13 protein-coding genes are annotated in these 21,994 nt (G+C 71.5%); 3 read left to right on the plus strand and 10 right to left on the minus strand.

The genetic code is table 11. The features are described from left to right. Positions 1-201: 201 nt before the first annotated feature. Complete coding sequence (locus AC0AIB_RS03240) at positions 202-1,632, plus strand: extracellular solute-binding protein (RefSeq protein WP_328345593.1); 1,431 nt, start codon at positions 202-204, stop codon at positions 1,630-1,632. Between the two features lie 125 nt (positions 1,633-1,757). Further along, positions 1,758-3,656, plus strand: coding sequence for an ABC transporter permease (locus AC0AIB_RS03245; RefSeq protein ID WP_328345595.1), 1,899 nt, complete (start codon positions 1,758-1,760; stop codon positions 3,654-3,656). A gap of 293 nt (positions 3,657-3,949) precedes the next feature. Here the strand turns inward: AC0AIB_RS03245 and AC0AIB_RS03250 are convergent, their stop codons facing one another. The 10 genes from AC0AIB_RS03250 to AC0AIB_RS03295 form a co-directional block, all read right to left on the minus strand. Then, positions 3,950-5,347, minus strand: a complete 1,398-nt coding sequence (locus tag AC0AIB_RS03250) for a GH1 family beta-glucosidase (RefSeq protein ID WP_465095972.1) — start codon at positions 5,345-5,347, stop codon at positions 3,950-3,952. Further along, positions 5,344-7,584 (minus strand): alpha-xylosidase, encoded by a 2,241-nt coding sequence (gene yicI / locus AC0AIB_RS03255; protein ID WP_328345599.1) that lies wholly within the window; start codon positions 7,582-7,584, stop codon positions 5,344-5,346. The genes AC0AIB_RS03250 and yicI overlap by 4 nt, the downstream gene beginning before the upstream one ends. Beyond that, entirely contained in the window at positions 7,581-8,456 is an 876-nt protein-coding gene (locus tag AC0AIB_RS03260) for a carbohydrate ABC transporter permease (RefSeq protein WP_465095973.1), read from the minus strand. The genes yicI and AC0AIB_RS03260 overlap by 4 nt, the downstream gene beginning before the upstream one ends. A 1-nt stretch (position 8,457) precedes the next feature. Then, the gene (locus AC0AIB_RS03265; RefSeq protein WP_465095974.1) at positions 8,458-9,429 is read right to left on the minus strand and encodes a carbohydrate ABC transporter permease; all 972 of its coding nucleotides are present in this window, start codon (positions 9,427-9,429) and stop codon (positions 8,458-8,460) included. Positions 9,430-9,496: 67 nt separating this feature from the next. After that, complete coding sequence (locus tag AC0AIB_RS03270; RefSeq protein ID WP_465095975.1) at positions 9,497-10,801, minus strand: ABC transporter substrate-binding protein; 1,305 nt, start codon at positions 10,799-10,801, stop codon at positions 9,497-9,499. A gap of 79 nt (positions 10,802-10,880) precedes the next feature. Then, a complete protein-coding gene (locus AC0AIB_RS03275) occupies positions 10,881-11,915 on the minus strand; it encodes a LacI family DNA-binding transcriptional regulator (RefSeq protein ID WP_328348758.1) in 1,035 nt (344 codons plus the stop codon). Between the two features lie 475 nt (positions 11,916-12,390). After that, positions 12,391-13,338 carry an NADP-dependent oxidoreductase gene (locus AC0AIB_RS03280; RefSeq protein ID WP_328345605.1) on the minus strand — a complete coding sequence of 316 codons (948 nt, stop codon included), beginning with the start codon at positions 13,336-13,338 and terminating at the stop codon, positions 12,391-12,393. A gap of 179 nt (positions 13,339-13,517) precedes the next feature. Then, positions 13,518-14,372: a helix-turn-helix domain-containing protein gene (locus AC0AIB_RS03285; RefSeq protein WP_328345607.1), complete on the minus strand. Its 855-nt coding sequence runs from the start codon at positions 14,370-14,372 to the stop codon at positions 13,518-13,520. Between the two features lie 219 nt (positions 14,373-14,591). Continuing rightward, on the minus strand, positions 14,592-15,242 hold the full coding sequence (locus tag AC0AIB_RS03290) for a response regulator transcription factor (protein WP_328345609.1): 651 nt from the start codon (positions 15,240-15,242) through the stop codon (positions 14,592-14,594). Then, on the minus strand, positions 15,239-17,317 hold the full coding sequence (locus tag AC0AIB_RS03295; protein ID WP_465095976.1) for a sensor histidine kinase: 2,079 nt from the start codon (positions 17,315-17,317) through the stop codon (positions 15,239-15,241). The genes AC0AIB_RS03290 and AC0AIB_RS03295 overlap by 4 nt, the downstream gene beginning before the upstream one ends. 298 nt (positions 17,318-17,615) lie before the next feature. Here AC0AIB_RS03295 and AC0AIB_RS03300 point away from each other — a divergent pair, with 298 nt between their 5' ends. Beyond that, the gene (locus AC0AIB_RS03300; protein WP_465095977.1) at positions 17,616-21,980 is read left to right on the plus strand and encodes a hypothetical protein; all 4,365 of its coding nucleotides are present in this window, start codon (positions 17,616-17,618) and stop codon (positions 21,978-21,980) included. The last annotated feature ends 14 nt before the right edge of the window (positions 21,981-21,994 follow it).

The raw sequence follows: 21,994 nt of genomic DNA on the forward strand, positions 1-21,994 counted from the left end.
GCTCGGGGCGACGAGTATCTCGGGCAGGCCGGGGAGGGCCCGCCGGTGGTGGGGCGACTTTTCCGATGGCTATGCGCCAGGGGTGGGCTGAGGCCCCCCGAGCAGGCGATCGTCTCCGGGCGCGAACGGCACCGACGTCTATCGGGGATGGCTGACCCCCCGACGAGTTTCGGCGAGGCGAGGTGGAGGAGGAAAGCATCCATGGAAGACAATGCGTTACGGTCCCGGCGCGGCTTTCTGGGAATGGGGGTGGGGCTGCTCGGTGCGGCCGGTCTGGCCGCATGCGGAGGCAACCCGCCGTCGACGCCCGGGGCGCAGGCCGAGGTCCCGAAGGAGCTCGTCGACGCCGCGGCACCGTTGAAGGGCGCCTCGCTGGGGATGCTGTCGCAGAAGCTGTACTCGGAGGCGGCGAACGCGGCGCTCGACGCCTCGATCAGGAAGTTCGCCGACACCACCGGCACGAAGATCGGAAACAGTCTGGTCCAGGCCGACGCCGGCGACCTGGTGGCCAAGATCGACGCCGAGGTCAAGGGTGGCGTGGCGCGTGACCTCGCGTTCATGACCGACTCGCGGTTCGTCGCCCAGTTCCAGTCACTGGGCGACCTGGAGGACGTGACGGACGTCGTCCAGACACTGACGGCGAAGTACGGCGAACCCACCGCAGAGTCCAAGAACTTCTGTGTCTTCGACGGCAAATGGTTCGCCATCCCCTACCACTTCATCGGGATCGGGTCCTTCCTGCGCAAGGACTGGATGAGCGACGAGGGCATCACCCCCAGGGACATCTACAGCTGGGAGGAGCTACGGGACCTCTGCCTGGCGATCTCCGATCCCGGCAAGCGGCGGTTCGGCTGGGGCATGACCGTGAACCGGTCCGGTGACGCCAACGGCATGATCGAGGCGTTGATCAACTCCTACGGCGGGGCGATCGCCTCCAACGACGGTAGGAAGGTCACGTTCGACTCTCCCGAGACGGTGCAGGCGGTGACCTTCCTCGGTGACATCTACACCAACCCCAGGTACAAGCCGATGCTGCCGCCCGGGGTGGCCGCCTGGACCGATTCCAGCAACAACGAGAACTGGCTCGCCGGGATCCTCGGCTACACCCGTAACCAGTTCAGCGTCTACGCGGACTCCAAGACGAAGAAGAACCCCGTCTACGAACGCACCCACGTCTTCGCCGACTGCATCGGGCCGGCCACCGACAACTCCCTGCTGCTCGGTCAGTCCCAGGGCTTCGTCATCTTCAAGGGGGCCAAGAACGCCGCACTCGCCAAGCTCCTGGCGCAGTACCTGGTCACCGCGCCCGCACTGGTCGGGGTGGCGAAGGAGGCGCCCGGTCTGGCGTTGCCGGCCTGGGAGAAGGTCTGGGACGCCGACCCGTTCTTCACCGGCGGCGACCCGGCGTTCCCCATCATGCGCAGGATCACCCAGCAGAAGCTGCCGCTGTCCACGAAGAACGGCCTGGAATTCCCGCAGAAGGCCAGCGCGGGGCAGCAGGCAGCCGTCGGCGCCTACGTCCTCACCGACATGATGCAACAGGTCATCCAGGGCACGCCGGCCGCGCGGGCCGTGCAGGCCGCCCACGCCAAGATGGTGCAGATCTTCACCCAGCAGGGTCTGCCACAGTGACGTCGGTCCGCCCGGCACCGGCCCCGGCGTCAGGAGCATCCCCGCGACCGGAGTCCCGTTCTCCCGGCGCGATCCAGCGACGGCTGGGTCGTGACTGGCGGCTGGCGGCGTTGTTCCTGGCTCCCATGGCCGTGCTGGTCGGCGCTCTCGTGCTCGTCCCGATCGGCTGGGCTGTCGTCACCAGCACCACCGAGCGGCACGGGCAGCACAGTGTCTTCGTCGGTCTGGCCAACTACCTCGCCCTGGCCGACGACGGGCAGTTCCACACCGGCGTCATGAACTCGTTCGTCTTCACCGCGTACGCCGAGGTGTTCAAGACGGTGCTCGGGCTCGTCTCGGCCCTGCTGCTGCACCACCGACGCCGCGGCCGGGCCGTACTGGCCGGGCTGCTGCTCGTGCCGTGGGTGGTGCCGACGGTGGTCACCGCATTCAGCTGGCGCTCGTTGCTCGACCCGATCTTCGGCAGCGTCAACATGCTGCTCACCGAGTCGGGGATCGGGCCGCTGCTGGTCAGCGCGCACCTGGTCGACAGCTGGCCCGCGGGTTGGCTGTCCGAGGCGTCCCTGGCCATGCCGTCGGTGATCGGAGTCAACGTGTGGAAGGGGGTGCCGTTCTTCACCGTCGCCTTCCTCGCCGGGTTGAAGGCCATCCCGACCGACCTGTACGAGGCGGCGACCGTCGACGGCGCCTCGGCGTGGCGGCGGTTCGTCCACGTGACGCTGCCCGGACTGCGTCACGTGATCACCGTGACGGTGACCCTGTCGTCGATCTGGACGTTCAACAACTTCGACCTCATCTGGTTGCTGACGCAGGGCGGCCCCGGCGACGCGACGGCGCCGTACGTGCTGGTCGCCTACTCGAAGGCGATCCTCCAACTCCAGTACGGCGCGGGGGCGGCGGTCACGCTGGTCATGCTGCCGGTCATCGGTGGGCTGGTGTTCGTCCTGGTCCGGCTGTTACGCCGGGACGCCGGCACCGCGCCGCCCCGACGCGCCCGCAGGCCCCGGACGGCCCCGCCGACCCGCACGGCCCGCGCGGCACTGCCGTGGGTGGTCGCCGTGGCGGTCACCGGGGCGCTGGCCTGGGTGTCGCCGCACATCTTCTGGAAGGCGGCGCTGGTTCTCGGAGTGTTCGTGGTGATCGCGGCGGTGGTCGGCCGGGTGGTCTCTACGCTCGGAGCGTCGGGTCGTCGCCGGACGTCGTCGCTGGTGTCGGGCCTGGCGTCGGGCATCGCCCTGGCCGGGTTGCTCCTCTTCGTCCTGGCCCCGCTGTACTGGATCGCCGTCACGGCCTTCAAGTCCGACGGTCAGATCGTCATGCACGCCAGCGACCTGTGGCCGACGCCGTGGACCCTGCAGCAGTTCACCGACCTCTTCGCCACCAAGCCGTTCGGCCGCTGGTACCTCAACACGGTGCTGGTGTCCGTGGCGTCCACGGTGGTGGCGCTGGTCTGTGCCGCCCTGGCGGGTTACGCGCTGGCCCGGCTGCGCTTCCGCGGGGCACAGGGTTTCACCGTCACGGTCCTGATCACCTACGTGATGCCTGGCGCGTTGCTGTTCATCCCGCTCTACCAGCTGCTCATCGGGGTCCGGCTCACCGACTCGCTGTGGTCGCTGGTCGTGACGTACCCGACCTTCACACTGCCGTTCGCCACCTGGCTGTTGACGGGATACTTCGCGTCGATCCCCGTCGAGTTGGAGGAGGCCGCGCTTGTCGACGGCTGCACCCGCCTCCAGTCGTTCCGCCGGGTGGTGCTGCCGCTGGCCAAGCCGGGACTGCTGGCGGTCGCGCTGTTCACCCTGACCAACGCCTGGAACGAGTTCCTCTTCGCCTTCGTGTTCATCACCAAGGACGAGTACAAGACGCTCCCTGTGGGCATGCAATCCATGATCACCGGGGACGTCGTGCCGCAGGGACAGCTCGCCGCCGCGTCACTGCTCGTCAGCATCCCCGTGGTGGTCATGTACGCCTTGGGGCAGCGCTTCCTGACCGACGGGCTCACCGCGGGCGCGGTGAAGGGCTGACCGGGACAAGCGAGGAGGGGCGGTCTCGCGGTCGGGTCGGTTCAGCTGGCCGCTCGGCGCCGGATGGCCGACCTGTTCGCAGTCGACACTCGGCGTCCTGCGAATCCGGGACGGTGAGATCGTCACGTACCACGACTACCCGAACGCGATAGGCGGCTCCGCCGTCGCGGGCAGCCTGGACAGGCTGGGTACCCTGCTGATCAGCCTCCCGGGGCAGCCGTCGGGGGTCGTGACCGGCAGCCTCTGCGGCCGTGATCCCCGCGGCGAGGTGACCGGACCCGGGTGGAGGAAGATCAGGTCAGTTGGCCGTTGCCGGCCAGGTGGCGGTACCAGTGGGCGCTGTCCTTCCAGGTGCGCTCCTGGGTGTCGTAGTCGACGCGGATGATGCCGAAGCGGCGGTCGTAGCCGTAACCCCACTCGAAGTTGTCGAGCAGCGACCAGACGAAGTAGCCGCGGACGTCCGCGCCCTGCGCGCGGGCGTCGGCCACCGCACCGATGTGCCGGCGCAGGTAGTCGATCCGCCGGTCGTCGTGGATCCGTCCGTCGGCCGAGACCACGTCGTCGAACGCCGCGCCGTTCTCGGTGATCATCAATGGCTGGCCGGGGTACTCGCGCTGCAGACGTAGCAGGAGCTCGGTCAGGGCCGGTGGGTCGATGTTCCACCCCATCGCCGTGTGCGGGCCGGGCTGCGGCAGGAAGTCGACGTCGTCGGCGCCCACCCACGGCGAGTGGGCCGAGGCGCCGTGCCCGTCGGCGTCGGAGCGGGCCGAGTGCCCGTCCCAGGCGCGGACGAGGGTGCTGGAGTAGTAGTTGACCCCGAGGACGTCCAGCGGCACCGCGATCAGCTTCTCGTCACCGGGGTGCACGAACGACCAGTCGGTGACGGCGGCGGTGTCGGCGAGCAGGTCGGCCGGGTACGCCCCGTCCAGCATCGGGCCGAGGAACGCCCGGTTGGCGAGGGCGTCGATCCGCCGGACCGCGTCGGAGTCGGCGGCCGAGTCGGACGCGCCCCGCACGACGTGCAGGTTCAACGTCACCGACAGTTCGGCGCCCGGCGTCAGCTCCCGGACCACCCGCCCGGCCAGGCCGTGCGCCAGGTTCAGGTGGTGCACGGCAGCCAGCGCGGCCGCCGGTTCGGTCCGACCGGGCGCGTGGACGCCGGAGCCGTAACCCAGGTAGGCCGAGCACCACGGCTCGTTGAGCGTGGTCCAGGTGTGTACCCGGTCGCCGAGCGCCGCGACGATCCCCGACGCGTACTCCTGGAAGCGCAGCGCGGTCTCCCGCACCGGCCATCCGCCGGCGTCCTCCAGTTCCTGCGGCAGGTCCCAGTGGTACATGGTCGCGACCGGTCGGACGCCGCGCTCCAGCAGGCCGTCGACCAGCCGCGAGTAGAAGTCCAGGCCGGCGGAGTGGAACCGCCCCGAGCCGCCCGGCTGCACCCGGGGCCAGGAGATCGAGAAACGGTACGCGCCCAGCCCCAGCTCGGCGATGTGGTCCAGGTCCTGCGGCCACCTGTGGTAGTGGTCGGCGGCCACGTCGCCGGTGTCGCCGTTGCGGGTACGCCCGGGGGTGTGACTGTAGGTGTCCCAGATGGACGGACCCCGACCGTCCTCGGTGGCCGCACCCTCGATCTGGTACGCCGCCGTGGCCGAGCCCCAGACGAAGCTCTCCGGGAAGTTCCGTGCCGTCATCGCCCCGCCCTCTCCGTGCCGGCCACCACGCAGTGGTACCCCGACGACTCGCCCGCCACCAGTTCGGCGGTCGCCACCCCGTCGCGGAAGCTCACCTCGAACTGGGCGCCCGGCCCCTCGCCGGGCGCCGGGATCCGTACCCGTTGCCGTTGCCCCTCTGCCGGAGCGTAGAGCCGCAGTTCCACCCCGTCGGCCCAGTCGTAGTCGGGTCGGTCGCAGCGTGCCCCGAACCCGATGACCGCGCCGGGCCGGGCGAGCACCGGCAGGCTGTCGTACCCGTGCTTCTCGGTCACCCACGCCGGCCCGGTGAGCTGCGCGCCGGTGACCAGGTGGGTCCACGTGCCGGCGGGCACGTAGAAGGTGACCTGCCCGTCGGCGCTGAGCACCGGCGCGACGAGCACGTCCGGGCCGAGCATGTACTGCCGGTCGAGGTGTGCCACGGCCGGATCGTCCGGGAACTCCACGATCATCGGACGCATCATCGGGATGCCCTCCCGGTGCGCCTGCTCGGCCGTCGCCGCCAGATAGGGCATGAGACCGAGCTTGAGCCGGGTGAAGTGGCGCAGCACGTCCACGGCCTGGTCGTCGTACGCCCACGGCACCCGGTACGAGCCGGAGCCGTGCAGCCGCGAGTGCGAGGAGAGCAGTCCGAACGCGATCCACCGCTTGAACACCGCCGGGTCGGGGGTGCCCTCGAAGCCGCCGATGTCGTGGCTCCAGTAGCCGAAGCCGGACGACGCCAGGGACAGCCCGCCACGCAGCGACTCGGCCATCGCGACGAACGTCGACTCGCAGTCGCCGCCCCAGTGCACCGGGAACTGCTGGCCGCCGGTGGTGGCCGAGCGGGCGAACAGCACCGCCTCGCCCTCGCCCCGCTCGGCCTCCAACAGCGCGAAGACCGCCTTGTTGTAGAGGTAGGAGTAGTAGTTGTGCATGCGCTGCGGGTCCGACCCGTCGTGCCACACCACGTCGGTGGGGATGCGCTCACCGAAGTCGGTCTTGAAGCAGTCGACGCCCATGTCCAGCAGCGCTCTGAGTTTGCCGGTGAACCAGGCCACCGCGTCCGGGTTGGTGAAGTCGACGAGCGCCATGCCGGCCTGCCACTTGTCCCACTGCCACACCGACCCGTCCGGGTTGCGCACGAGGTAGCCGGCCTGCCGGCCCTCCTCGAACAGGTACGAGCGCTGCGCAATGTACGGGTTGATCCACACGCACACCTTCAGGCCCCGCTCGTGCAGCCGGCGCAGCATGCCCTCCGGGTCGGGGAAGGTCGCCGGGTCCCAGACGAAGTCGACCCAGTGGAACTGGCGCATCCAGAAGCAGTCGAAGTGGAACACCGACAGCGGCAGGTCCCGCTCGGCCATCCCGTCGACGAACTCGGTCACCGTCTTCTCGTCGTACGACGTGGTGAACGACGTGGACAGCCACAGCCCGTACGACCAGGCGGGCACCCGGGCCGGTCGGCCGGTCAGCGCCGTGTAGCGGCGCAGCACGTCCTTCGGGGTGGGGCCGTCGACGACGTGGTAGGTGAGCGACTGGCCCTCGACGCTGAACTGGGTCTGCGCGACGACCTCCGAACCGACCTCGAACGACACGTGCTCCGGGTGGTCCACGAACACCCCGTAGCCGGCGCTGCTGAGATAGAACGGCACGTTCTTGTACGCCTGCTCGCTGGCGGTGCCGCCGTCGGCGTTCCAGACGTCGACCGTCTGCCCGTTCTTCACGAACGGGCCGAACCGTTCGCCCAGGCCGTACACCGTCTCGCCGACGCCGAGCGCGAGTCGTTCGTGCACGTACCGGCGGCCCTCGCCGTCGGTGACGATCCCGATGCTGCGTTCGGTGGAGGCCGTGATCAGCCGGTCGCCGTGCCGGAACTCGACCCGCCAGCCGTCGACGAGCGCGACCCGGACGGTCAGTTCGCCGGTGGTCAGCGACGCGCTGATCCCGGTGATGTCGACGGTGACCGGGTGCGTGTCGTCGGTGCTCAGCCCGAAGTGGGGTTCGCGGGGCAGCCCGCCGTTGTGGTGGCCGATGGTGACCCCGACCACGCCGGGCGCGGGGGAGAAGAAGCGGACGGTGACGACGGGCCGGTTGAGCGTGTCGCCCCGACCGTTGATCCGACCGGCCGGCGCGAAGACGGTGAAGCCGCGGTCGTCCGGCTCGACCGATTCGACCGTGCCGGGGCGCAGCACGCTGACCCCCGGGCGCAGTTGCCAGTACCCGTCGGTGAACTTCACTTCTCGGCTCCTGCCGTGATGCCGCGCGCAAGGGTGCGCTGGAAGATGAGGAAGAAGAGGATGGCCGGCACCAGGCTGATCAGGGCGCCGGCGTTTGTCGTCGGGGCGTCCATCAGCCGGTCGCCCTGCAACGACGCGAGGGCGACCGGGATGGTCTGGGTCTGGTTGTCGATCAGCATGACCAGCGGGATGAGGAACTCGTTCCAGGTCCAGATGAAGAAGAAGATGAGCAGGACGGCGAGGGTCGGCCGCAGGTTGGGGAAGACCACCCGCCACAGCACCGTCCACTTGCCGGCGCCGTCCAGCGCCGCGGCCTCCAACAGCGCGCGCGGGAACGTGCCCAGCACCGAGGCGAGCAGGTAGGTGCCGAACGCGCTCTGGATGACGGTGAAAATGATGATCACCGACAGTCTGGTGTTGTAGAGGCCGATCTCCTTGGCGGCGTAGTACAGCGGGTAGATCAACGCCTCCTGCGGCAGCATGTTGGCCAGCAGGAACAACCCGACGATCCACAGCCGGCCGCGGACCCGGCCGATACCCAGGGCGTACGCGTTGAGCAGCGACACGACGACGCCGAGCACCGCCACGGATCCGGCGATGAGTGTCGAGTTCCACAGCTTGAGCGGAAAGTTCACCTCGTTCCAGTACGTCAGCAGACCCCTGGTGTAGAACTCCGTCGGCCAGCTCAGCGGCCCGCCCGACGAGTAGTCACCAGGCGACTTGAACGCGTTGAGCAGCATGAACGCGAAGGGCACCAGCATGACGAGCGCGCCCACGGTGACCCCGGCGAGCACCACCCAACGGCTGACGCCCCGGTGGTGCCGGTCGCGCACCGGCCGGCGGACCGGGGGCGCGGTGATGATGACGGCCATCTCAGATCCCCCGGTCCCGACGCTCGCTACGGGCCTGCACCCCGATGAAGACCACGGCCACCACCACGATGATCAGCGTGAGCACTGTGGAGATCGCGGAACCGTACCCGACCTGGAGCTTCTTGAAGAACGTGTAGTACGCGAAGTACGACGGCACGTTTGTGGCGTTCTCCGGGCCGCCCCGGGTCAGCGCGTAGATCGGCCCGAACACCTTCAACGCGGCGATGGTGCAGGTGAGGGCCACCACGAAGGTCTCCGGTCGGATCTGCGGAAGTGTGATCGCCCGGAACCGGCGCAGCCAGTTCGCCCCGTCGACCTCGGCCGCCTCGTACAGCTCCGGGTCGACCCGCTGCAACGCCGCCATGAACACGACCACCGGGTAGCCGATCTGCACCCAGATCATCACCGCCATCACCGCCGGCAGCGCGGTGTCCGGGTCGCCCAACCAGTCGTGGCGCAGCGCTCCGAGATCGACGGCGTCGAGCAGACTGTTGAACGCGCCGTCGGGGCGCAGGATCCAGCCCCAGACGATGCCGGCCACCACCACGGGCAGCACCTGCGGCAGATAGAACGCGGCCCGCAACGCCGCCGCCGTACGCGGCCTGAACCGACGCCCGATGACGTCGAAGAGCACCGAGGCGAGCAGCAGCCCGAGCAGGGTCGGCACCACCACCATCGCGACGATCATCGCCACGGTGTTGCGGAACGACGCCCAGAACACCTCGTCGTGCAGCAGCCGCTGGTAGTTGTCCCACCCGACGAAGGTGGGGTCACCGACGCCCGACCACCGGGTCAGCGACAGGTAGCCGGTGCCGACCAGCGGCACCCCGATGACCAGGATGAACAGCACCGCTCCGGGGAGCAGGTAGAGCCAGTACGCCGCGTCCCGGCCGCCCGGCCGGCGGCGGGACGGGGGAGCGGGGGTGGGGGTCGCCGCCGACGGTGTGGCGGCGACGGTGTCGGAGACTGCCATGGAGGATCCTTCCCGACGGGGCGGGCGGACGCGCCGGTCGTGCCGGACGCGCCCGCCGCGCACCGGGTCACTTGCCGGTGATCTCCTTGACGCCGTCGGCGTACGGCTTGGCGATCGTGTCGAGCACCTGGTCGGGGGACTTGGACCCGTTGATCAGGCCCTGGAACCCGCCGACCAGCACGTCGTAGTAGCCGGGCACCGGCCAGTCCGGGTAGAAGGCCAGACCGTCCTGCTTGCTGACCGTGTTGAAGTCCTCGATCAGCTTGCGGTCCTTCGGATCGCTGATCTTGGCGGGGTCACCGGCCACCGGGACGCCACCGTTGTTGCCGATCAGGTCCTGGATCTCGGGGCGCAGGGTGATGTCGATGAAGTCGTACGCCAGGCTCTTGGCCTTGCTGTTCGTCGGGACGACCCAGATGTTGCCGGACGAGCCGGCGTTGAGGGTGTTGCCCGGGAACAGGAAGGTGTCCCAGTTGGCCTTCATCTCGGCCTTGAAGCGGCCGTACCACCAACTGCCCGAGACGATCATCGGCGTCTTGCCCGCGATGAACGCGGTGCCCATGTCCTCGGCCTTGAGGCTCGCCGAGTCCTTGGCCACGTAGCCCTTCCTCACCCAGTCGGCGAAGGTGTCCGCGCCGTACTTCAGCGGGTCGGCGCGGAAGTCGACAGGGTTCTTGTAGAGCTGGTAGTCGTCGACGAACTGCCTGTCGGCCTTCGACAGGGCCAGCTGGTAGAAGAGCTGCCCGGCCGGGTACTCGGCACCGGCCATGCCCAGCGGGGTGATCTTCTTGCCGACGAAGGTGTCCATCGCGGCGGTCAGCTCCGCCATGGTGGTGGGCACCTTGACGCCGTTACGGTCGAACAGGTCCTTGTTGTAGTAGACCGTGACGTACTCGCCGTAGTTCGGCACGCCGAACCAGTTGCCCGACCCCATCACGCCCTTGTCGCTGTACCGCGCGGTGGTCTGCAGGCTGGGGCTGAGCCTGTCGGCCCAACCGCGCTTCGCGGCCTCGTCGCTGAGGTCGGTGAGCAGGCCCTGGGACGACAGCAGGCCGGCCGTCGCGTTGCCCTTGTTGTACTCCATGATGTCCGGGCCTTCGGACGAGTTGATGATCATGCCGGCGTTCTGCTGGATCTGCTCGAACGCCTTGCGCTCGAAGCGCACCTCGACGCCCGGGTGCTCGGTCTTGAAGATCTCGATGGCCCGGTCCCAGCCGACCCCCATCGCGCTGTTCTCGCCCTCGTAGTGCCAGAGCTTGAGGGTCTTGGCCCCGCTGTCGTCACCGCTGTCGTCGTCGCCGCACGCGGCCACGGTGGTCGTCGCGGTCGCCGCCAGGGCGATCGCGGCGACGATCCGGCGGAATCGCTGCATTGCTATCCTCCTCGTTGAGTATCGAGCCCGGTACTTCACTGGGTCCGTCGTCGCGTTGCCGCGCGGCGACGGGCCTTTTCTACTGGTCAGCCCCTATCGGCGGGCGGCTTCGTGGGGCTGCGGTCGAGCCCCGGATCTCCAGCGCGCACGGCAGCAGCTGCTGGTGGCGCTCGTCACCGGCCCCGTCCAGGTGGCGCACCAGCGCCTCGATCGCGATCCGGCCCATCGCCGACCCGGGCGACGTCATGGCGGTCAGCGCCGGGGTGGCCAGCTCGGCGACCTGCGGCGAGGTGACCATCGAGACGACCGACACGTCGTCGGGCACGGCCAGCCCCCGCGCGGTCAGTTCGCCGAGGATGCCGAAGATCGCCGCCTCGTTCATGGCCAGCACGGCCGTCAGGCCCGGCGCCCGTGCGAAGGCGGCGGCCAGCGCGGCCCGCCCGCCCGCGGCGCTGTCCTCGGCCGGGATCATGACCGGCTCCAGGCCGTGGCCGGTCATGGCCGTGACGAAGGCGTCCCGGGTACGCAGCGCCGGCCCGTAACCGCTGGCCAGCGTCTCGGCCGAGTGGTTGACGTAGACGATCTGCCGGTGCCCGAGGCCGACCAGGTGCGCCACTGCCTCCCGTACGGTCTGCGCGAAGTCGATGTCGACGTAGGAGAGCCCGTCGGTGTCCCCGGTGCGCCCGATCAGCACCAGCGGCACACCGGCCTGCTGGAGCGCGGTGACCCGCTCGTCGGTGAGCTGCACCTCCATCAGCACGACGCCGTCGAACATCCGCTGGCTGGCCAGCCGGCGCAGGCCGTCGAGGTCGCCGCCGCCACCGACGGGCGACAGCACCAGGTGGTAGCCGACGGCGCTGGCCGCCGCGGCGGCCCCGGTGACGAACGCCGTCTCGGTCGCGCCCAGGCCGCGTTCGTCCATCGGCAGCAGCAGGCCCAGGATCCGGCTGCGTCGACTGGCCAGACCACGGGCCATGGCGTGGGGCTGGTAGTCGAGCTCGGCCATGGCGGCGAGCACCTTGGCCCGGGTGGCCGGGGAGATCGGCCGGGCGCCGGTGAGGACGTAGGAAACGGTGCTGACCGAGACCTGCGCCAGGCGGGCGACGTCCTGCATGGTGGCCACCGCGCACCTCCTCCGGCCAGGCAGGGAACCGCTTGGGAATAGTCGTCGAAGCGGTTCGACGAAGCGGTTCGACAGACGCTAGACCTCCTGTTACAGCGACGTCAATAGCCGATGTCGAAGGAGGTCACCTCGTCGGGCGTTCGGCGAACGGGAAGCTCCAGGATCTGCGGGAACCGCCAGGTGCGCGCCCGGTGAACCGTCGGCTGCGCCCGGTGTGCTGGGCTTCCTCGTGGGCCCGTTCACGGCGAAGGCGGTCTTCCCGGACGGCGTCACGGCCCTGGCGAACGTGGGCTGCCCGGTCGGTCGCGCGGACGGGACGCGCGACGCGATCGAGGCGGTCTTCGCGCCGGCCCGCGACGCCGGGCCGTGGGTCGAGTCCGGCGGCTCCGCGGACCCCGCAGGACCGCCCGGGGGCCCGTCGGGATTAGGAACGAGTTTCGTCTCCACGTGGTCGGTATCCGGATGATCAGGCGTCGGCGACGGTGACGACGACCTTGCCACCGGGCAGGGTGTTCGCGGTCGCGTCGGCGTGCAGGGCCGGCAGTCCGGCCAACGGCACCCGCCGGGCGACGTCGACCCGCAGCTCACCGGTGCTGACCCGGGCGGCCAGGTCGGCGAGTTGGTCGGCGTCGCTTCGGACGAACAGGTCGATGCCGCGTACGCTGCGCTCCTCGTCGGAAGGGGCGGGCATCCAGACGGTGGTGTTGACCAGGGTCCCGCCGTCCCGGATCACCGTGACCAGCGCGGCGAGCTGTTCCGGGGCGACAGGCGCGAGGTTGAGTACCAGGTCGACCGGCTCGGTCACCGTCGACGTCACGTCGGTGGTGGTGTGGTCGATCACCTCGTCGGCGCCCGCGGCCCTGACCGCGTCGGCGCTGCGCGGGCTGGCCGTGGCGATCACCCTGGCACCGGCCTCCTTCGCCAGCTGCACGGCGTATCCACCGACCGCTCCGCCGGCCCCGTTGATCAGCACCCGCTGGCCGGCGGTCAGCTTGCCGTGGTCGAACAGCGCCTGCCACGCGGTCAGGCCCACCAGCGGGAGCGCCGCCGCGTCGGCCAACGGGATGTTCCGGGGCGCTCCCGTCAGGATCCCCGCCGGGGCGATCACGTACTCCGCGGACGCCCCGGTCCCCGTCATCGGCAGGAAACCGATGACCCGGTCACCGACCGTGACCTCGTCCACGTCGTCGCCGACCGCGTCGACCGTGCCGGCGACGTCGAGGCCGGGAGTGTGCGGCAGCTCGACCGGGATCGGGCCCTGCATGTAGCCCGCGCGGATGTTGCCGTCGACGCCGTTGAACGACGTCGCGGCGACGCGGATCCGGACCTGACCGGCGCCGGGGACGGGCTGCGCGACGTCCTCGTAGCGCAGCACCTCGGGACCGCCGAACTCGTGAAAACGTACTGCCTTCATCGCTGAACCTGCCTCTGTGAGCGCCGCCGATGTGCTTCGCACCCGAAGCAGGGCATGACCCCTGTGGCACCGCTTCGCGTGCGAAGGCACCCAGCCCGGCGTCACCGGGGCTGCCCGGAGGCAGCCGCCGGATCCGCTGTCGCTGGCTACGTCGACCAATCTGGCAGGCCCCGGCGCGGTTAGCCTGGGCCGGACTGGCCCACCTTGACGATTGCCGGTCCGCCGGCGTCGCCGACGATCTCCGCGAGGCGCGCGGCATCGGCCGAACCCGGTGCCGCGGTGAGCATCAGCGCCGCCAGATCGTCGCCCGGGATGGTGAGAAGGCTGCCGACGAGCGTGACGGTGTCACGGTCCGGGTGGACGAACGTGGCGCTGCTCTCGTAGGCCGCCACCGGTCGTGGCGTACGCCACAGGGTGTCGAAGAGGCTGCTCCGGCTCCGCATCTCGTCCACCAGTTCGGCGAGGGCGGCGTCGGCGGGGTAGCGCAACAGCGCGCTCCTCAGGCTGGCGGTGAGGACCGCCTCATGGTCGGTCGCGTCGGCGGCAGACTGCCGGAAACCGTTGAGCGGATCGCAGAACGTACGCCAGGCGATGTTCCACTCCCAGGGTTCCCCGGTGAGATCCCAGTGCCCCAGGGCCAGGAACGCGCTGTTCACGGCGACCAGGTTCATCGCCGCGTCGGAGACGAACATCGGGGTGTCCGTGAACCGCTCCAGCAGCCGCATCGCACCCGGACCGACCTCGTTGGGCACCTGCCCGTCCGCGGCGGCGTACCCGGCCAGTGCGCAGAGCCGCTCGTAGTCCGCCCGCCCGGTCCGTAGCGCACGGGCGATGGCGTGCACCACCCCGGCCGACGGATGGCTGCGCCCCTGCTCCAACCGCCGTACGTAGTCCGCGGACATCCCGGCGAGCTCGCCGAGCTCCTCCCGCCGCAACCCCTGCACCCGCCGACGGCCGACAGGTAGCCCGACAGTCGCAGGGGCCGTACTCTCCCGCAACTGGCGCACCGCGGCGCCGAACTCGTGACGTTCCACGGCCCCAGTGTGCCCCGACGGTCCAGGCAGCGGGTAACGGGCGGCCGGGCAGGACCTGCATGCGCAGTCGTACCCGTCCGTCTCGGTGCACGGTCTCGGGATACTCCGGCTCGGGCTGCTCCGTCACGTCGTGGGCGGTCACTGACCACGTGTTCGGCCACCGCTGGTCGAGGTGCGAACGGTCACCCGGCGGCGCGGCCCGGACGGCCCACCCCGCCCTCAGCCGGTGCCGAGACCCACGTCCCGGGCCCGGACGATGGCCTCGGCGCGACTGCTCACCTGCAACTTGACCAGGATGTTGGACAGGTTGTTGCGGACGGTCTTCGGGCTGAGCCCGAGCCGCTGGGCGATGGTGGCGTTGTCCAGCCCCCGGGACACCAGGTTCAGCACCTCGCGCTCCCGATCGGTGAGTTGCGGGAAGGGTGCCGGCCCGGTGGCGCGCACCCCGGACCACAGCGCGACGGCGTGGGCCGCGACCGCCGGGCCGAGGATCATCTCGCCGTTGGCGATCGCCCTGATGCTGCGCTCGACCTCGGTCGCGTTGGCTCCCTTGAGCAGGTAGCCACGGGCGCCGGCGCGCAGCGCCGCGATCAGCGACTCGTCGTCGTCGAGCATGGTGACGATGAGCACCCCGGTCTGCGGTGAGCGTCTGGTGATGATCCGGGTGGCCTCGATCCCGGACCGTTCGGCGAAGTGCAGGTCCATCAGCACCACGTCGGGACGTTCGGTCGCGACGACGTCCAGCGCGGCGTCGACGTCGGCGGCCTCGCCGACGCAGCGGATGCCGTCCAGAGTGGACAGCAGCGCGGTCATGCCGAGTCGGAACACCGGGTGGTCGTCCACCACGACCACCCGGATCGGCGACGTCACGTCCCGGCTCCCGGGGTGGGGATGGTCAGGGTGACGGCCGTGCCCTGCGGCCTGCCGGCGGTCGAGGTGGGGCCGATGGTCAACGTGCCACCGATGCCGGCCGCCCGCTCCCGCATCGACTGCAGTCCGACCCCACGCGACCGGGTGGGCGGAGGCGGCCCGCAACCGTCGTCGGCGACCGTGATCCTCACCCGGTCCGGCCGGTGGACGAGCGTGACCGTGCACACGCCGACCCCGGCGTGCCGGTGGACGTTACGGACCGCCTCGGTGATCACTCCGTAGGCGGCGGTCGCCATGGTGTCGGGCAACGGGCCGAGCTGCGCCGGGGCCGCCACGCGGATGTCGAGGCCGGCGACGGCGTACCGCTCGCGCAGGGTGTGCAGGGCCGGGATGAGATCGCCGTCGGCGAGGACCGGCGGCATCAGGTCGCGGGCCAGGTCGCGTACCTCCTCGGCGCGCTCGGTGGTCTCGACGACGAGCCGGTCGAGCAGTTCCCCGGCCATCGTCACGTCCCGATGGAGCAGGTTACGCACCGCAGCCAGGCCGAGCCCGATCCCGCTCAGTGCCGGTCCGAGTCCGTCGTGCAGGTCACGACGCAGCGTACGACGCTCCTCGTCGCGGGCCTCGGCGAGGCGCGCCCGGGACCTGGCCAGCGCCTCGTTGGTGCTGGCCAGGTCGACGACGGCGGCGACCACCGGGGACAGGTCGGCAAGCGCGGCGGCGGCGTGGCCGCCCAGCCGTTCCCCCGGCCGTGGCCAGGCGGTCAGCCGACCGACCGTCCGTTGACCGCTGACCAGGTCGACGGTGAGTTGCCCCGCGCCGGTCGGCGTCGGCTGGTGGTCCCCGGGACAGCCGGTGTAGGCCGTGGGCGCGCTGCCCGCACCCCACCGGTCGGTCACGGTGATGGTGATCCGGTCCAGGCGCAACGAGGTGGCGATGGCGAGAGCCACGTTCTCGATCAACTGTCCGCCGGAGTCGGCGTCGCGCAGCCGGTGGACGACCTGCCGCATCAGCGGCTCCTGGCTGTCGCCGTGCACCAACCGGTCGACCCGTCGCTGCACCCACTGGCGTACCGGCTGGAAGGCGGCGGCCAGCAGCGCGGTGACCACGATCTTCGGGGCGAGGGAACCCGCAGGCACCCACCGGTCGAGCAGGGTGACGGCACCGATGTAGGTGGCGATGACGCCGGCGGTCATCAACAGCCAGACCAGGGTCCGCCGGACGGCCACCTCGATTCCCCACAAGCGTTGCCGGAGCACCACGACGAGCACGGCGGCAGGAAAGAACGCCTGTGAGGCGAGCATCAGCGACGGCGCGGCCCAGGCTGGCCCGAAGCCCGGCCACCACGGCGGCGAGACCAGCAGGAAGGCCAGACACAGCAGGAGGTTCCCGACGGTCAGCCAACCCATCCCGTGCCGCTGCCCCGGCGGACCGGTACGCCACCGCCAGGCCGCCCCGGCCGCGGCGATCAGCCCCAACGGCACGAGCGCGGGCATGATCGGCCCGAACAGGTCGACACGCAGCTCCCGCAGCCCGCTATCGCTGATCGGGAACAGTCCGTACGGCGCCGGCGCGGTCAACGCCGCGACCTGGGCGCAGGCGAGGTAGAGCACCCCGGCGGCGACGGCGACCCGGGCACCCCGCCGCATCGGCCGGTCGGGCAGCAGCCACGGCATCAGCACCACCAGGCCGTACAGGCCGGGTAGCCAGGCCCAGTGGTGGGCGCTGGTCAGCGCGGCCGGTGCCCACCACTGTGGATGCCGCTCGGCCAGCAGGGTCCACTGCGCGGCGAACGCGGCGAGCGAACCGCCGAGCGCCGCCGCCGCGACGATCCAGCCGGCGAGGTGCGCCCGGCGGCCGAGGATCAGCCAGGCGACCCCGCCGTAGATCACCCCGTCCATCAGGTCGACCAGGGAGAAGAGCTGGGTGGTGGTCATCGGCGGCAGCACCGCGCACCAGGTGGCCACGGCCGCCACGGTCAGCGTCGCGGTCAGCCCGAGCACCGTCCAGGCCGCGACCCGGTGCCGGGTGTCGCGGTGCGGCGCGGGCGGCTCGTCGCCGGAGCGGAAGGTCATGACAGCCGCTCATTCTGCCCCCGGACAGCCGCCGCCCGAACGGGCCGGGGGACGGCTGTCCGTACGGCCGAGCGGCGGTGTCCCGTCCACCCGGGACGCCCGTCCCTGGTGGACGGGAGCGACCGCCGCGCAGACTGCCGTGCGCCGCTACCGCAGCGGCCGAACCCGCCGTGGCGCGTCCCCGTGCCACGGCACGGGCAGCCGGCGGGGACGGGCCGATGTCCCGCAGGTCGGGCAGCACGACGCGCCGACCCGTGACCGCATTCGGCTGGTGGACTTTGTGAAAGGAACCTCGACGATGGACGCTCCGGGCGGACCACCCCACGTTGTCTGTGGGCCGATCGTGCGCCGGGTCGATCCGGGCAGCGCGGCGGTCTTCGTCGCCGTCCGGTCCGCCTGCACCGTCACCCTCACCGTGTTCGAGACCGGCCCCGGCCCGACCTACGCCCGGGGCGCGACGGTGGCGACGGGCAGCCGGACCGCGGTCCGCCTCGGCGGCAACCTCTACGTGGCCACCGTCCAGGCCGTCGGCGGCCTACGGGAGGGCCGCCTGTACGGCTACGACCTCGCCTTCCCGGGCTCCACCGGCAACTGGTCGAGCCTGCTGGCCGCCGGGGCGGTGGCCGTCGACGAGACCGCCGCCCGGTCGCTGCTCAGCTACGCCGGTGACCCCCGGGCGACGGGCGGCGCACCCGGCTACCCCAGCTTCGTGACGCCACCGGCGGACCCGGGAAAGCTGCGGATCTTCCACGGGTCGTGCCGCAAGCCACACGGGGAGGGCCACGACGCGCTGGCCGTCCTGGACCCGATCCTGGCGGCGGCCGGCGGCGACCCGACGGTACGCCCGCACCAGCTCGTGCTCGGCGGTGACCAGATCTACGCAGACGACGTCGCCGACGTGCTGCTGGCGATGGTGCACGGGCACGACGCGGTGCCCGCCCGGGACGGGCAGCCGGCCGTCCCGGCGTTGCCCGGCATCGGGGCAACCCTGGGCCTGCCGCCGGAACTACTCCCCGACGGCTCCACCAGCCCGCCCGCCGACCGGCTGTTCACCCCCGGCAACCGGGCGGTGACCCTGGCCCGGGACGCGAAGTTCACCTCGGGCGAGGCCGACAGCCACCTGATGTCGCTGCGCGAGTACGCCTGCATGTACCTGCTCGCCTGGTCCGACCAGCTCTGGCCGGCGACCTATCCGCGGTTCGAGCACGTCTTCCCCGCCGACACCCGGATCCTGCGTGACCCGCAGGGCGGTGGACCCGGCGACACCGTCTACGACCGGCTGCTGGTCGGTCGCGCCTACGACGCCAGCAGCCAGCAGCAGAAGATCATCCGTCGTTTCCTGCGCTGGCACGAGCAGGCGATCCGACTGAAGAACTTCCAGCGCGGCCTGGTCGCCGTACGCCGGTCGTTGGCCAACGTCGCCACCTACATGATCGCCGACGACCACGAGGTCACCGACGACTGGAACATGACCCGGGAGTTCGTCACCGGTGCGGTGGTCGGGTCCGAACTGGGCCGGCGCGTCGTGCGCAACGCGATGGCCGCGTACGCGGTCTTCCAGGCCTGGGGCAACACCCCCGACCGGTTCACCGAGCAGGGCGCGGCCGGTGAGCCGGGCCGGGACCTGCTGACCGCGTTGAGCGGCTGGCTGGCCGCCCCGGCGGCGGTGGACGACCTGCGACTGCGCGAACGCCTCGGCCTGCCCACCGCGATCGGCGCCGACGGCCGGCCGGCCCGCCCCGCCGGTGCCCTCAGCTACCACTTCACTGTCACCTGGCCGCGTTACCAGCTCGTCGCCCTGGACACCCGCACCTGGCGGGAGTATCCGGCCGGCGCCGGGCACCCGGGCGGGCTGCTGCTCGCCGACCACCCGCTCGACGAGATGGTCAGCGGCGGCGGGGTGCTGGACGACGAGGCGGTCACCGTGCTGGCGCAGCCGGTCGCCGTGTTCGGGATGCCGCTGCTCGAACAGCTCGCCCAGCCGGCCATGAAGGCCATCGCCGGCCGGTACGAGGCCGACGCCGAGGACGCCTGGATCACCAGCGACGCGGCCACCCACAAGTTCCTCGGTCGGCTGCTCTCCGCCGCGCCGCCCGGCCCGGACGGCGTCCGTCGCCGCCGGATCGTCATGCTCGGCGGCGACATCCACTTCGGCTCGGCCGAGCGGATCCGCTACTCCGCGACGCTGCCGTACGCCAGCGGCCCCGACCGCGCCCACCCCTTCCAGGGGGTCAACCGCACCGAAGGGGTGATCGCCGGGTTCGTCTCCAGCGCCCTGCGCAACGAGGTGGCCCTGACCCGGCTGCTGCACGACGTCGGGTACGTGCCGCTGCTGGACAGCCTCGGCCGCATCGACCTGGTGGGCTGGGCCAACGAGGACGAGGGTCGGCAGGGGCGACGCTTCCAGGCCGGGGTCCAGGTCGGGGTGGCCGCCGACGCCGTGTCCGGTTGGTGGGTCTCCGGCCGGCCCGCGGTCAGCGACCACGACCGGCTCAAGCTGCTCGGCCGGCCGCCGGAGTGGAGCGTCCAGGTGCAGTTCGCCCACCACGACGAGGCCGACCCGACGGTTCGCCGCGACGGCACCCCGCAGACCGTGCTCGACCCGGCCGGGCTGCCCCGCGAGCAGGCGCTGGCGCAGTACCTGGCCGCCGCCCGCAACCTAGACGGGTATCTCGGCACCTGGGGCAACGGCAAGGAGATCGTCGGGCACAACAACCTCGGCGAGATCACCTTCGACTGGCCGGCCGGCGAGTGCAAGCGGGCCACCCAGCGTCTCTGGTGGCACCTGCCGTCCGAGACCCGGGCCGCCGCGCTGACCAGCTACACCATCGACCTGTCGTACGGCTGTTCGCTGCTGGCCGACGCACCGTACGGCTACGTGTTGCGCCTCGACGACCACGACGCCCGCGCCGGCGGGAAGGCACACTACGACGGGGTCGACCGGCCGGCGACCCTGGTCACCGACAGGTGGGTGACCCGGCTCCAGGCCGACCTGACCACGCTGGGCTTCGGCCCGGCGGGTGACCCCGGCACGTACGACCCGACGACCTACTGGGCGGTGCGCGAGTTCCAGACGTACGCCCGCGCGGACCGGGTCGCGCACGAACCCGCCGGGGCGACCGCCACCCGGTACTCCGACCGGTTGGCGGCGGTCGACGTGCCGGAGTCGGAGCGCTACCTGGGACCGGTCAGCGGGATCGCCGACCTGGCCACCCAGCTCGCCATCCGGCACTGGCTGGACAAGCGCTGGCGCTGCCCGGTGGTGGTGGAGGCGTGGCAGGTCGCCGGCGGCAGCCCGCAACAGCTCGCCACCGGCAACGTCTGGCGCGCCGACACCGCCCACCCGGCCGACCAGCGGCTCTACTCACGGGTGGTGACCGGCCGTCCGGCCGACGCCGGCCCGGCGCCGGCCGACCACCCCGAGCTGATCCCGCTGGGACGGTGGGGCAGTCGGGCCGCCGCGCCGCAGTGGGCCGGGCCACTGGTCGAGCCGACCCTCGAACTGCTCCCCGAGGCGCTGATCCCGCCGAGGGACGGGGAGGTCGGCGGACCGTCGCTGGCCGCGCTGGCCACCGCCGCCGGCAGCGGCGATCCCGCGGTGGCCGACCCGGCCCGCCGTCGGCTGTCCACCTTCAAGGTGCTGCGGGCGGTCGCCGAGAACACCCGACCCGGCTCCACCGGCGGCTGGTGCGACGTGCTGGACGGCACCGACGAGGGGGTGCTGCGGATCGGGCCGTTCGGCTGGCCCGCCGACGGCCCCCGCACCGCACCGGTGACCCTGCCGCCCCGGCCGGACTGGCGTACCCAACCCGGCCAGCTCTGGGCCTGGCTGGCCGCGCTGCGCGCCACCGACCGCGACGCGTACGAGGCGATGGGCGGGCTGGCCGGGCTGTCCGGGACGCCCGGCTGGGGAGTCGACGGCGGTGCCCTGCTCTACCCCGAGCTGCGGATCAGCCGGGCCCGGCCGGCGCTGAGCGACCACACCGGTGGCGCGGGCACCCCGATCGGGTACGTCCGCGAACTGCTCGACCTGCGCGGCTGGCACTGGGTGCACCGCTTCACCACCGGCCTGCGTACCCGACCCGGCGTCCGGCACGGCATCTGGCGCTTCGCCCGCCAGGGCCTGCACGACCTGCTCGGCACCCCGTGGGATCCGCCCGGCGCGACCCCGGTCACGGTGCCGGACGTGCCCGGCCCGGACGGCAAACCCCGCCGGGTGCGGATCGGTGACCTGTTCACCTCGGAACGGGCGGTGGCCCTGCTCGGCTGCTGGCAGACGTACCGTGCCCACCACCTGGTCGCCCTCGGAGCGCCGGTGGCCGGCGAACCGCCCGAGCAGCGGACCGTGCCCCGCGCCGGCACCGAACTGCGGACCGTGCTGACCGTGGCGCGGACCCTCGGGCCGGACTTCACCGGCCCGCCCACCGGCTGGACCGACGCCCACGAGGCTGCCCTGATCACCGCGATCGGCCAGGTCGTCGGGGCCACGTCCGACGCCGAGCTGACCGCCGCGCTGGCCGCGGTGCGGGCCTGGCCGACCTGGCCGGGTGGCACCGGCTACCAGCTTCCGGTCGCCGTGCTCCCGGCGGCGGACCGGACGCTGTCACCGCAGCGCGGCTCGCTGCGGCTGGACACCGGCGACCTGTCCCGGGTGACCGGATGAGCCCCCGACGCGAC

This window comes from Micromonospora sp. DSM 43699, from assembly GCF_055517075.1.

Excerpts from the sequence above, each read along its gene's own strand:
- AC0AIB_RS03240 (WP_328345593.1), top strand. The coding sequence starts at position 202 with ATGGAAGACAATGCGTTACGGTCCCGGCGCGGCTTTCTGGGAATGGGG.
- AC0AIB_RS03280 (WP_328345605.1), bottom strand. The coding sequence starts at position 13,338 with ATGAAGGCAGTACGTTTTCACGAGTTCGGCGGTCCCGAGGTGCTGCGC.
- AC0AIB_RS03270 (WP_465095975.1), bottom strand. The coding sequence starts at position 10,801 with ATGCAGCGATTCCGCCGGATCGTCGCCGCGATCGCCCTGGCGGCGACC.
- AC0AIB_RS03295 (WP_465095976.1), bottom strand. The coding sequence starts at position 17,317 with ATGACCTTCCGCTCCGGCGACGAGCCGCCCGCGCCGCACCGCGACACC.
- AC0AIB_RS03265 (WP_465095974.1), bottom strand. The coding sequence starts at position 9,429 with ATGGCAGTCTCCGACACCGTCGCCGCCACACCGTCGGCGGCGACCCCC.
- AC0AIB_RS03275 (WP_328348758.1), bottom strand. The coding sequence starts at position 11,915 with ATGCAGGACGTCGCCCGCCTGGCGCAGGTCTCGGTCAGCACCGTTTCC.
- AC0AIB_RS03260 (WP_465095973.1), bottom strand. The coding sequence starts at position 8,456 with ATGGCCGTCATCATCACCGCGCCCCCGGTCCGCCGGCCGGTGCGCGAC.
- AC0AIB_RS03245 (WP_328345595.1), top strand. The coding sequence starts at position 1,758 with ATGGCCGTGCTGGTCGGCGCTCTCGTGCTCGTCCCGATCGGCTGGGCT.
- AC0AIB_RS03300 (WP_465095977.1), top strand. The coding sequence starts at position 17,616 with ATGGACGCTCCGGGCGGACCACCCCACGTTGTCTGTGGGCCGATCGTG.
- AC0AIB_RS03250 (WP_465095972.1), bottom strand. The coding sequence starts at position 5,347 with ATGACGGCACGGAACTTCCCGGAGAGCTTCGTCTGGGGCTCGGCCACG.